The sequence below is a fragment of the Paenibacillus sp. CECT 9249 genome (assembly GCF_918697855.1).
In the GTDB taxonomy this organism is placed as follows: Bacteria; Bacillota; Bacilli; order Paenibacillales; family Paenibacillaceae; genus MSJ-34.
This window is the reverse complement of the sequence record NZ_CAKKLI010000014.1, coordinates 20,878-33,294: the sequence shown is the minus strand read 5'-3', so window position 1 is coordinate 33,294 and position 12,417 is coordinate 20,878. Positions and strand designations below refer to the sequence as shown.

Genomic DNA, 12,417 nt, shown 5'->3' with positions numbered 1-12,417 from the left:
GCATAGCTTATCGCCGCCGTCGCCGATTCATACTTGACGCCTTGCCAATATGAGTTCGGCGATGGCCTCGACGGTTAGATCCGTCGTATCGATCGTCACATCGGCAAATCCATAAACGTCTTTGCGCCGTTCCATCAATTCCGCCACCCGTTGGCGTGCGTTGCCCTGCAACAGCGGCCGCGCGGGATCTTGCTCTACCCGGCGCACGATGACATCTTGGGCAGCCGTGAGCGCCACCACCCAGCCGCGCTCCAGCATCAATTCGCGATTCTCGCGGCGAAGAACGGCTCCGCCTCCTGTCGCTATAATTTGGCTGGATTGCCGCAGCGCTTCGTGCAGCACTTCGTGTTCCGTTTCGCGAAATCGCGATTCGCCGTGCAGCGCGAAAATTTCCGGAATCGTGAGCGATTCCTTGCGTTCGATCAACGCATCCGTATCTACAAACGTCCAGCCGAGCTTCTCTGCAAGCTTGCAGCCGACGCTGGATTTACCCGTACCCATAAATCCGATTAAAATAATGTTACGCTTCTTCGAAATCTCTTCCGGGTTCACCAAGACACCTTCTTTGCCTATATCATCCGCTAAACTTCCCATATCATACCATAGGTACAAAAGATCAGACAATCTTTAAAAACATGTATAAAAGACCCGTTATTTTCGTAAAGATGTTAATACCAAAATTTGCAATAGTAGGAGTGAAAATGGAATATGCCATCAGCGGCCTTCAACGCCAATTCCACGACACGGCGATTGGAACGGATCTTCGATCCCGATCATCCGCTCTGCAAAGAGGACGTCGTCTGGATATTGGAATATATTAAAAAAAAGGTGGCCGATGAAGATCCGAGCCTGCTAGATCTGTCTCAGCCACGCTTATTAAAAAATTTCCATTGTTTCGCCGAGGTCGCTCTATCGCTTATACACCGCCGCACCGTGTACGACCAGGAAATCGATGGGTTAAGATCGTACTTGGCGGAAGCCGTTCACGGCTTGTACGTTCATAAATCTTAGAACCAGTTGAAGTGGAAGACGCCTTCCTTGTCTACCCGTTTAAACGTATGCGCTCCGAAATAGTCGCGTTGCGCTTGCAGCAGGTTCGCGGGCAATCTTTCCGTGCGGTAGCTGTCGTAGTATGCCAGGGCGCTCGAAATGCCTGGAACCGGAATGCCTTGCGTTACCGCGACGGACACGACTTGTCTCCACGCGTCTTGATACGTTTCGACGATTTGTTTGAAATACGGGTCCAGGAGCAAGTTTTTCAAGCCGGGCTCGCGGTCGTACGCGTCTTTAATGTTTTGCAGAAAACGCGAACGAATGATGCAGCCGCCGCGGAAAATCATTGCGATGCCGCCATAGTTCAAATTCCAGTCGTATTCTTCCGAAGCTGCGCGCATTTGCGCGAAACCTTGGGCATAGGATACGATTTTGCTTGCGAACAGCGCTTTGCGCACCATCTCCACAAGCTCCGCCTTATCTCCGCTGTATGCCGAAGCGTTCGGCCCGCTGAGTACTTTGCTCGCATAGACCCGCTCTTCCTTCATGGCCGACAGGAAACGCGAGAATACCGATTCGGTGATCATGGAGAGCGGAACGCCCAAATCGAGCGCGCTTTGGCTCGTCCATTTTCCGGTGCCTTTCTGTCCGGCCGAATCCAGAATCACGTCAACCATCGGTTTGCCCGTTTCAGGATCGACTTTGGAGAAAATGTCTGCCGTAATTTCGATCAGATAGCTGTCGAGTTCCCCTTCGTTCCATTCCGAGAAGATGTGATGCAATTCTTCCGCGCCCACATTCAATACCGACTTCAACAAATGATAAGCTTCGCAAATCAACTGCATATCCCCGTACTCGATGCCGTTGTGAACCATTTTCACGTAATGGCCTGCGCCGTCCGGACCGATATATGTACAGCAAGGGTCGCCGCCAACTTTCGCGGAAATAGCCGTCAAAATCGGCTCGACAAGCTTATACGCGCTTTCTTGCCCACCCGGCATGATGGCAGGACCTTTGAGCGCGCCCTCTTCGCCGCCCGAAACGCCGGCGCCGATGAAACGGATGCCTTTCGCTTCAAGTTCCTTGTTTCTGCGCTGCGTATCCGGGAAGTAGGCGTTGCCGCCGTCGATAATAATATCGCCTTCGTCCAAATGAGGAATTAACTGCTCGATCGTCGCATCCGTCGCCGGACCCGCTTGAACCATAATGAGAATTTTGCGGGGGCTTTCCAAGGATTGGACAAATTCTTCGATGGAGTAGGTGCCCACCAAGTTTTTGCCTTGCGCTTCGGCAATCAGATCTTTCGTTTTCTCGGGAGAACGGTTGAATACCGAAACCGTAAACCCTCTGCTTTCAATATTTAAGGCCAAGTTTTTGCCCATAACCGCTAAACCGATCACACCAATTTGCTGTTTTGACATTTGGTTCTTCCATCCTTTATCTAGATTATTTTTCGCAATACATCTATTTTACTCTTTTTCGCCCAAGATGTGAACGTTCAGACCGAAAATAACGATAAAAATAAGTGATCGCGCCCTAATCATGCGAGTTCAAAAAGTCAACTTTTCAGCACCGAGAAGGTTGCGAGAACCCGAAGCCCATGCTTCCGAAGCGAGTTTTGCTGCGCAAAACTTTCAGGAGGAGCGCAGTGTAGGCAAACCTACATGAGCACCTGAAATGTTTCCGGAGGAAACATACTTCGTAAGCATACGCTCTTCGAGGGTGAACGCAAGATTCGATGTCGAGTGAACTCTCATAAATGCTTCGTGATCAAAAGGGGACTTTTTGAACAACCTTTAAAAACGCAAAAAAACGCCCCAGGCTTCGTCCGCTCTTCGCGGCTTCTTATACCAGGGCGCTTCGTCGTGGTCTGCGTGTGATCATGTTTCATCTCCCTTACATTTCTCGCAACCGTTCTCTACAATTCCAACAAAAGCATCTCGTGCCGCAATACGGCCAGCTTTTCCTTGCACTTTTCCGTCTCCTCGGCATCGTTCCGCCGCATCGCGTCGTACAGGCAAGCGAGCTCGTAATCCAGTTCCACCCTGACCTCCTTGGCCCGTTCTTCCGCCCGCTTCGATTGAAAGGCCTTGGCCACTTCTTCGTTTGTCACAAGCGGACGTTTCTGGAAGATGACCCGATGCTCCATTCCGGATACTTCAACCTGGCGGATCAATTCGCCGAACAAAATATTTTCGATCAAAATTTGCCTGTCTTTGAATCGCTTCACTACCGCATGTCCGCGGGTATCCCCAATGAGCCGTTCGATAAATTCGCCGAGCTTCTCATCTTTGATCGTATAATCGCCGACGATTTTATAACGGTTCTGCAGCCGTTGAAACCGAAGCTTAACGAGCTTGCGCCCGGTCCGGATGGAGATGATGAACGAAGAATCGTTCTCGCTCCAGTATAAGGAATACCCTTCATGAATCAAATCGCGAATGAGATTTTGGATATGCCGACGTTCGAATCGTAATTCCAAATTGCAATATTCAACTTCATAACTTTTATTCACGGCAATCCCTCCTAAACGAAATGGGTCAAGCTTTCATGAATTGATCCGATTGCAAATCCGAGCGGAAACCTACGATAATTCACGAAATATTGTGATCATTCCTTCTTACTTCATATCTTATACTCCATCTTATGTTTCGGTAACTTGGATTATTGACTATTTTTGCGTCCAAACGAAAGATGGATGCAAAAAACCTTGAAACCGCACCTTTGTGCGATTTCAAGGTTTCACTCCTTTATCGTGCCGCGGATTGCCCCGGTTTTAAGACGAATGCGCCGAAAGCAAGCAATATGATCGAAAACAACAGCAAGATTCCGATATGGATGATCACGCTCTCGAATCCCCCGCCGTTCGCAAGCTTGCCCGCCGCGTCAATCGCCCATTTTTGCGGTACGAAATTGGCGATTTTCTGCATATAATCCGGCATAATGTACAGCGGCCAGAAGCAGCCTCCGAGCATGCAGGTAGGCGTAACGATCAACGTGTTGATGTGCCCGAGTCCCGCCGGGTTTTTGACCATGCTCGCCGTCGCGCTGGCCATCCCGATCGCCGCCAGCAGGAAGCATTCCAAAATGACGAACAATTGAACGAGCGGCATACCGTAATCGTAACCGATCGCATAGCGGGTAAATAGCAGCGTTACGGCCATTTGGATCGTACCGACCAGAAACGCGCCGATAAAATTGCCCGCCGCAATTTCGAACGCGTTGACGGGAGCCGTATACATGCGCGCCATCGTCAACTGCTCCCGATCCTCGACCACCGAATAGATCGAACCGTTGCAAGCGAGCAAAATAAACAGCACCATTATACCGATCACAGTAGAAGCGAGCGGATTGCGAGCCAACCCGAAATCGGCCTCCTTCGTTTCGACGATCCGCTTTTCCTGAGCCTGAAGCAGCGCTTCGAGCAGCTTCGTTTGCTCCTGTTCGTTCCCGTCCGCCGCGGCGAACCCGGACGCGCTAACCGCCTGCTCGATCCGCTGTATTTCCAGATCGATATAAAGCTGCAATTTGACGGATTCCTCGCTCTCGTTCAATTGATACATCATCGCCTTGGACGGTTCCCCCGCCAGCAAATTCGCCGTAAAGTCGGAAGGAATCGCCAGCGCTCCGGCAACCCGATGCGAGATGACCTCTTCTTTCATGTCCGGGGTGCCGGACGATTCGACGAGCTTGATGCTCATCTTGTTCGTCAAACCTTGGAGGACATGCGCGCCGAGTTCCCCCCGGTCTTCATTCACATACGCGACTTTGACCGGTCCCGGCCCTACGCCGCCGATGACGGCGATGATGCCGGAAATAACGGCGACAGGGAGCAAAATGCGGGTAATAAAACCTTTGCGGTTGCCGATGACCCGTTTCATCAAATGCATTGCGATGACCCAACTATTCATGGATCGAACCCACCTTTCTGAAGCTGAACAGCGCCAAAACGAACAGAGCGGCGGAAATCCACGCAAGCACGCTCATGTATTGATATGCGACCGCCTGCTCGCCTCCCAGCATAAACCGCAGCATGCTTCCATTCGCCCAATGATTGAGCGTGAACTGCCCGATTTTTTCCATGTCTTCGCTGAAAAAAACGATCATGCCCCCGCTTAGGAACGTCATCAAAATGATGAGCAGCGAGTAGATCGATTCGACCGCCTTGCTCGTCTTGGCGTACGCGGCGAGAATAACCGCCAAGCTGATCGAAGCGATGATCGTCAATACGATGACCGCCGCGACTCCGGGCAAATTCCCGCTCCAATCGACGCCGTACGCGAAAGCCGAAAACAAGATGATGATCGCCGCCTGCAGAACCGCGAACAGGCCTGCTCCGAGCAATTTGCCGAGGACGACTTTCCAAGGGGCGATCGGCAGCGCAAACATCCGTTCCAACGTCTTTTTTTCCTTTTCGTCCAATAGGCTGATTGCCGCCGACATGCCGGAGAACAGCAAGAACATAATCAACATCGTAGCGGAATAATATTCGAGGGCCGACGCGTTCTGCAATTTATCATGCAGCTTGCCGATCTCCACCCTGCTCCCGCCGCCTGCGGCCTTCGCTCCCTCCGCGGCCATGAGGTCCGCCTGCGCCGCCGACTGGCGATCGAGCACGGTATGGTTCGCGAACGATTGCTGCGTCTTCTCGAGAAACAGATTGATGACCATTTCCGCCGAAATATTCCGATCGTGGCTGCGGCCGGGATACAGCGTCCATACGCTCGTTTCCGCGCGAAACAGCTTGTCGGAGAAATCGGCCGGCACAACCAGGCCGTAATCCGCCTCTCCCTCCCGCAGCGCTTCTTCCAATTCGGAGACGGAACCGACTTCCATCACCCGAACGTATTGCCTCGTCTCCGGCGCGTCCAGATAACGGTCCAAACCGTCTTTCATCGGTCCCGTATCCATATTGAGCACGGCAACCGCCGCCTGTGGCGGCTGCCGCTCTTCCGTCGCAAATTCGCCGGAGAGCGCAAGCCCGAGAATGAAAATAATGAGCAAGGGACTTACGATCATTAATATCATTACCGTTTTCATCCGCATCATCTTCCGCAATTCATTCATCATAATCGTCCAAATCTGCATATCCGTCGCCTCCTAATCCCGCAGCGTGCGGCCCGTGAGCGTCAAAAACAGCGACTCCAAATTCGGCTCCGTCCGCGTAAACGATTGGACGCGGACTTGATGCTTCGCCAAAATAAACATAATGTCCTGCAATACGCTGTCCGCGGCTTTTAATGTAATCTCGATCGAGCGCTCCTCGATTTGCATCATTTTCAATCCCGGGTGGCGGCGAAGCTCCTCCGCTGCCTCTTCGTTCATCTCTTGCACGGAGAACGACAGCTTCTCTTCCCCGCCCAGCTCTTGCAGCAGTTCATCCTTCGTGCCGCATGCGATGAGCTCGCCGTGATCGATAATGCCGACCCGCGTGCCGATCGCTTCCACCTCTTCCATGTAGTGGCTTGTATAGATAATGGTCGAACCCATCTCGTTCAATTGGCGCACCGACTGCAAAATATGGTTGCGCGATTGCGGATCGATGCCGACGGTCGGTTCGTCCATAATAATGAATTCCGGGCGATGCATAATCGCACAGGCGATGTTCAAGCGCCGTTTCATCCCGCCGGAGAACGCGGCCGGTTTCTCGTTCTGCCGATCCGTCAAGCCGACGAACTCGAGCGCTTCGTCGACGCGCTGCATCAATTGCTTGCCGCGCAATCCGTATAATTTTCCGAAAAAATGGACGTTTTCCCGTGCCGTCAACATCTCATAGATGGCTAACTCTTGCGGAACGAGTCCGATTTTCCGTTTCACTGCCAAGGGACGTTCCGCGACGGATACGCCGCCGACGCGGATTTCCCCCCGGTCGATCGGCAGCAGACCGCTCATCATTTTGATCAATGTGCTCTTTCCCGCCCCGTTGGGCCCGAGCAGCCCGAAAATTTCCCCTTGTTCAATCGTCAAATTCAAATGATTCACCGTAATTTTCGTTCCGTAACGTTTCAAAACGTCCTGCATGACAACAAATCCCATCTTCAAGCCTCCCATTGCGCAATCCATTCGTTTTTGTTAATTCGATTGTATTACGAAGGAAAGCCGCCGGACACGTCCGAAAGGTCATCAATTCGGGTGACGAAAGTCACCTTAGCGTCAATGGCGAAAGTCATAGCCGGCTTGGTTATGTTATAATGGGAACAACATTTTGCGCGCCAGAGGTCGATTGGTTCATGAATATCGTGTTGCCGTGGCTTCGCCACCTGCTTATCGTCGTGCCGGCGATCGGTTCGCTCGGTTCGGATCGAATCGCATCCCATTCCGTATACACGCTGCTCGTTTTATTGGCTTTATTGATCGTCCGCATTCGCATCCAATGGCCCCGTTTTCTTCCCGCCGTGTTGTTCTGCGGGGAAGTCGCCTTTGTCGGCTATTTGAGCTATTCATTCGGCGGCATTCTTTTCTTATGCCATTTGTCCGCGCTTATCTCGATCTTCGAACGGCGGCCGGCCGGCTTGACGTTTCCAATGCCGCCTTGGCTCGCCGCCTTGCTGCCTGCCGCGGCCATGAACGCTGCCTTGGCGGGACAGCCGATACAATCGCCCGAGACCTTCCTGCTTGCCAACGTCGTCTTCGGTTCGTTCGGCTTGCTGCTGTATGTTATACAAACGGCGGCCGTGCAAAAATCGGAGGTCGAATCGTTGTACGACGAATTGAGCCGCAATCATCTCGAATTGCAACATGCGCGCAAAAGGTTGATGCAGTATGCCAAACAGGTCGAGGAATACGCGCAGTTGGTGGAACGCAACCGCATCTCCAAAGATATCCACGACGATTTGGGGCATCGCCTGATTCGGCAAAAAATGATGGTCGAGGCCATTTTGAGCATTCGCGCGGCGGAACCGGAGAAAGCTGCGCTCATGCTCGAACAGGTGCGGGATCAAATGACGGAAAGTATGGACACGCTGCGCCGAACGGTACGCAATATGTCGCCGGAGACGCATGCGAGCGGGCGCTATTCGCTGGAGAAGCTGATCGAGTCTGCGGGAACCCAGCTTGGGATTGACGTGCGCTATCGAACGGAAGGGCTGCCGTACGCGCTTTATCCCAGCCTGGAATATATTTTATACCGGAACGCCCAGGAAGCCATTACGAATGCGATACGCCACGGCGGAGCGACGGAAGTGGATATCGTCCTTGCGTATACTCCGGATCATGTGGCGATGAGCGTAAGCAACAACGGAAGCTTGCCCGATCCCGAGTCGAAGGTTCGCAAAGGTCTCGGAATTCGGGGAATGGAGGAACGCGTATCGCTTGTCGGCGGACGCGTCGATTTGGGGGGAGACGGCTCGTTTACCGTAACAACCGTTCTCCCTCATTACCGCCAAGACGGCCGGGAAGGAGGAACAGCATGATTCGCGTTTTAATAGTAGACGACGACGCGTTTATTCGCGAAAGTTTAAAAATGATTTTCGAATATCATCCCGCGATCGAAGTGGCAGGGGTATGCGGAAACGGGCGGGAAGCTTTCGAATTCGTGCGGGAACGCCCGGACGTCGAAGTGGTGCTGATGGATATTCGGATGCCGGAGTGCGACGGCGTCGAAGGCACCCGGCTCATTAAAAGCGTCGCTCCGCATATCGCCGTGCTCATATTAACGACATTTGACGACGACGATTACATTGTCGAGGCGATCCGCAACGGGGCGGGCGGATATTTGCTCAAAAACATTGCGCCGGAACGAATTGTCGAAGGCATACAGACGGTACATAAAGGCGATCTGCTCATTCATCCCGACGTCGCCCGCAAGCTGGCGGGCTTAATCGGCGATGCGCGCAAAAGACCGAGCCGCCCTGCCTCCGGACCGAATCTGGAGTCGTACGGCATCACGCCGACCGAGCGGCAGATTATTGCGTTAATTGCCGAAGGGCAATCGAATAGAGAAATTGCGCAATCGTTGTTTTTGAGCGAAGGTACGGTCAAAAATTATATATCCGACATCCTGAGCAAACTACAATTGCGCGACCGGACGCAAATTGCCATCTTTTATTTGAAACAATCCCAAAACTAGCATCGTTGCAGGAGGTATCGAACATGGTATTTCAAGGTTTTGCCGAATCCGATTTCGACACGTTTCACATTGACGGTCTGGATGCCAGAATGGAAGCGATCCGGACGCGAATCCAGCCGAAATTTCAAACGATCGGCGAGGCGTTGTGCGGCAATATCGCGCTGCTTGCCGGGAACGAAATGTTTGTGCATATCGCGAAGCATGCCAGACGCACCGTGAATCCGCCGAAGGATACATGGCTGGCCGTCTGCCATAATAAACGCGGCTATAAGCAATATCCGCATTTTCAGGTCGGCTTGTTCGACGACCATGTTTTTCTTTGGCTTGCCCTTATTTACGAAGTGCAAGGCAAACGGATAATCGCGGACCATTATTTGAAGCGCGTCCGGACGGTCAAACGGACGGTGCCGCAACATTATGTCGTATCCTACGATCATATGAAAAAAGAGGCCGTTTCCGCCAAGGAGCTTACCGAGAAACGTTGGCGCGAAGCGCTCGAGCGATTCCGCGACGTCAAAAAATCGGAGCTGCTGATCGGCCGCCATATCGCGGCGGACGATCCCGTCTTGCAGGATGGACAAGCTTTTGTCCGTCTGGCCCAAGAAACGTTCGAAACGTTGATGCCGCTCTACAAGCTGGCCCGCGACGCGAAGTAACACGAAGATAGCCCGCGCCTGAATGAAAGGCGCGGGCTATCTTCGTCCCGGATATCGAGCTATACGGCCGTTTCCACCGGCGATTGCGCTTTGTCCAGCATTCCGAACCGGATGATGAGTCCGATCGCCGCAATGCACAGCACGCCGCCGATCAGCATCGGCAAATGAATATTAAAGTTGAATACGAACGTCGCGAGCAGCGGACCGGTAATTCGTCCGAAGCTGTCCATCGACGAGCTAAGCCCGGATGCGACGCCTTGCCCGACGGTCGTTTTCTGTGTAATCAGCGAAGTTACGCATGGGCGCAGCAGCGCGTTTCCCACTCCGAATACGCATAAAAATACGGTAGCGTTCACTAGATTCGAGGAGAACAGCAGCAGGAAAAATCCGGCCGCCGAAACGACAAGGCCGATAACAATGACTCTTTTCTCCGCCCCGTTCTTAATAAATTTGCGCACGACTCCTCCCTGCACGAGGGCGCCCGCGAGGCCGCAGAAGAAAAACATGAGCCCGACTTGAAAAGCGTCGATGCCTTCGATTTTGGCCGCCGTAAAATAGAGTAGCGTCGCCTCCAATCCCGCCAGCGTGAACGTTACGAAAAACGCAAGCACGTACAAATATTTCATGCGTCCGGTAAAGGCCGTCCACCGCGAAGGGGACTTGTCCGATTTCGTTCTGCGTTTTTCCGCGGGCAACGATTCTTTCACGAAAGCAAACCCTAGTACAAAAGTCAAAAACGTCAAAATCGAAGCGGCAAAAAACGGCGCGTTCATTCCTAATTTACTGAGCAATCCGCCGAAAGCCGGACCGAACGTAAAGCCCATTCCGATCGATACGCCGACGAGGGCCATCCCTTTCGTTCGCTGCTCCGCCGTCGTAATATCCGCTACATAGGCGACAATGACGGACGTAACCGCCCCGGAAAAAATGCCGCCCAGCACGCGGGAAGCGTACATGATCCATAGGCTGCCCCCCGCCAAACCGAACAGCAAGTAACTTGCGCTGAAGCCGAGCGTCCCGATGACGATCAGCGGCCTTCTGCCGATCCGGTCCGACAATCCGCCCCAGAACGGCGATAATATAAACGAAACCGCCGAATAGATCGACAGCATCAAGCCTAAATGAAATTCATTCGCCCCCGTATCCGTAATCATGACGGGAAGTACGGGAATGACGATGCCGAAGCCGATAAAGACCATCATAAGGATAAGCATGACAATCGTCATTTCTTTCTTCATTATGATTCCTCCATTCGTGACGTAGATCACAATCCATCGTTATCTTACCACAATTCGCTCCTTTGCGGTAATGAACAAATGAAGAACAAATAAAACGGCCTGCGTTGCCGCGCTTACCCAAAACGGCGCTTGCGGGCCGAATAAATCCCATAGTTTGCCCGAAATAATCGGGCCGAGGACCATTCCCGAACCGTTAATCGTCAGAAAAAACCCCCAAGTCGCCCCCCGTTCCTCCTTCGGTACGATCGAACCGACCCAAGCGTTCCAGGCCGGCAAAATAAGCGCATAGCTAAGTCCGATCATGCCGACAACCGAATAAACGGCAGGGAGAGAACGCGTCCACGTAAGCGTGACGATCGCAGCGGTCGACAGCGCAAAGCCGATATGCAAAAACCAGGAGGATCCGAACTTGTCCACCAATTTCCCTGCCGGAATGAGGCCGAGAAGCGTAATGCCGCCTCCCGCAACGAGGAGCATGCTGAACTGCGAAGGCGACAAATGCAGCACCGTGCGCGCATAGAGCGTAATGACCGGCGATAATAACCCGACGGCGAAAGTTTGCAAAAACAAAGCGGGATAGAACCATCTGCTTACATGCAGCGTTCTGCCGATTTGGCGGTACGACCCGACAATGTTGCGCCAAAGACCGCGCGGCGCCAATCGAGCATCCGCGCTGCCGCCGTCCTTTTGCCGATCATGCATCGCCTCGGTTTGACGTTGACCCGGCAGAAACAGCGCGATCACAATAATCGCGGTCATGCAAACAAAAAGGACGCGAAATGCCGGCGCAAACGAATCTTTCATCACAAAATTAATAATGACCGGGCCGGCTCCCGTTCCCGATAACCACGCCGCATTGACGATGCTTAGCACGGTTCCCTGCTTCTTCTCCCCCGCCATCTGGGTAGCTCCTGTCACGACGCACGGCCATAGCGGCGCCGTTCCGACACCCAGCAGCGCGCAGGCGACTACGATCCACCCTACGGAAGACGTATAAGCGATTATCGCTACGGCTAGCAAAGTCAGCGCCAAACCCGCGATCATACTGGCCCGGTAGCCGATTCTTTCTACCACCCAGCCGATCGGGCTGCGAAACGCATTGTCTCCGATATATTGCAGCGCGAAAGCCCATCCGATGGAAAAGGCCGATAATCCCAGCACCGTTCCCATATAGACCGGCAATATGGCGACAAGGAGCGCTCCTTTCACAAATTCGACCAAAAACATAATGATTAACAGTTCAATAACGAACGGAGAGAACAGGTGTCGGTTATGCCTTAACATTGTTGCGGTTTTCATTCGATCACGACTTTCCGGATAGTTTGTATGGGGATAAGCTATCCTATAGTCTGACCTATACGATGTCAAAACTTGCATTTCAAGCCGATATTCGCATGCCAAGCGGCCCTCGGCATACGGTGCAAAACGGTTCTTGCAATCCGTCGTGATTTTGTTATACTCA

12 protein-coding genes are annotated in these 12,417 nt (G+C 52.7%); 4 read left to right on the top strand and 8 right to left on the bottom strand.

Annotation, left to right across the window (positions count from 1 at the left end; translation table 11 throughout):
* Positions 1–27: 27 nt before the first annotated feature.
* On the bottom strand, positions 28–552 hold the full coding sequence (locus tag LQ229_RS12625; protein WP_290370031.1) for a shikimate kinase: 525 nt from the start codon (positions 550–552) through the stop codon (positions 28–30).
* 156 nt (positions 553–708) lie between these two features.
* Here LQ229_RS12625 and LQ229_RS12620 point away from each other — a divergent pair, with 156 nt between their 5' ends.
* Positions 709–1,011, top strand: coding sequence for a hypothetical protein (locus LQ229_RS12620; RefSeq protein WP_216536318.1), 303 nt, complete (start codon positions 709–711; stop codon positions 1,009–1,011).
* Here the strand turns inward: LQ229_RS12620 and gndA are convergent.
* The 5 genes from gndA to LQ229_RS12595 form a co-directional block, all read right to left on the bottom strand.
* A complete protein-coding gene (gene gndA, locus LQ229_RS12615; RefSeq protein ID WP_230191917.1) occupies positions 1,008–2,414 on the bottom strand; it encodes an NADP-dependent phosphogluconate dehydrogenase in 1,407 nt (468 codons plus the stop codon). The two genes, LQ229_RS12620 and gndA, sit on opposite strands and share 4 nt — an antisense overlap.
* A 497-nt stretch (positions 2,415–2,911) precedes the next feature.
* Complete coding sequence (locus LQ229_RS12610; RefSeq protein ID WP_230191916.1) at positions 2,912–3,508, bottom strand: hypothetical protein; 597 nt, start codon at positions 3,506–3,508, stop codon at positions 2,912–2,914.
* Positions 3,509–3,743: 235 nt separating this feature from the next.
* A complete protein-coding gene (locus tag LQ229_RS12605) occupies positions 3,744–4,904 on the bottom strand; it encodes an ABC transporter permease (protein ID WP_230191915.1) in 1,161 nt (386 codons plus the stop codon).
* Positions 4,897–6,081, bottom strand: coding sequence for an ABC transporter permease (locus tag LQ229_RS12600; RefSeq protein ID WP_230191914.1), 1,185 nt, complete (start codon positions 6,079–6,081; stop codon positions 4,897–4,899). The genes LQ229_RS12605 and LQ229_RS12600 overlap by 8 nt, the downstream gene beginning before the upstream one ends.
* A gap of 12 nt (positions 6,082–6,093) precedes the next feature.
* Entirely contained in the window at positions 6,094–7,029 is a 936-nt protein-coding gene (locus LQ229_RS12595; protein WP_216536313.1) for an ABC transporter ATP-binding protein, read from the bottom strand.
* Positions 7,030–7,184: 155 nt separating this feature from the next.
* Between LQ229_RS12595 and LQ229_RS12590 the strand changes: the two genes are divergently transcribed.
* From LQ229_RS12590 to LQ229_RS12580, 3 genes are read left to right on the top strand one after another with little or no spacing between them, the layout of a single operon-like run.
* Positions 7,185–8,405: a sensor histidine kinase gene (locus tag LQ229_RS12590; RefSeq protein ID WP_230191913.1), complete on the top strand. Its 1,221-nt coding sequence runs from the start codon at positions 7,185–7,187 to the stop codon at positions 8,403–8,405.
* Positions 8,402–9,061, top strand: coding sequence for a response regulator transcription factor (locus tag LQ229_RS12585; RefSeq protein WP_216536311.1), 660 nt, complete (start codon positions 8,402–8,404; stop codon positions 9,059–9,061). Before LQ229_RS12590 ends, LQ229_RS12585 begins: the two co-directional genes overlap by 4 nt.
* A 23-nt stretch (positions 9,062–9,084) precedes the next feature.
* Positions 9,085–9,717, top strand: coding sequence for a DUF1054 domain-containing protein (locus LQ229_RS12580; protein ID WP_216536310.1), 633 nt, complete (start codon positions 9,085–9,087; stop codon positions 9,715–9,717).
* A 59-nt stretch (positions 9,718–9,776) separates the two neighbouring features.
* Here LQ229_RS12580 and LQ229_RS12575 read toward each other — a convergent pair whose 3' ends face one another.
* Together LQ229_RS12575 and LQ229_RS12570 are read right to left on the bottom strand one after the other, a co-directional pair.
* Complete coding sequence (locus LQ229_RS12575; RefSeq protein WP_216536309.1) at positions 9,777–10,955, bottom strand: MFS transporter; 1,179 nt, start codon at positions 10,953–10,955, stop codon at positions 9,777–9,779.
* Positions 10,956–10,994: 39 nt separating this feature from the next.
* The gene (locus LQ229_RS12570) at positions 10,995–12,332 is read right to left on the bottom strand and encodes an MFS transporter (protein WP_230191912.1); all 1,338 of its coding nucleotides are present in this window, start codon (positions 12,330–12,332) and stop codon (positions 10,995–10,997) included.
* Between the last annotated feature and the right edge of the window lie 85 nt (positions 12,333–12,417).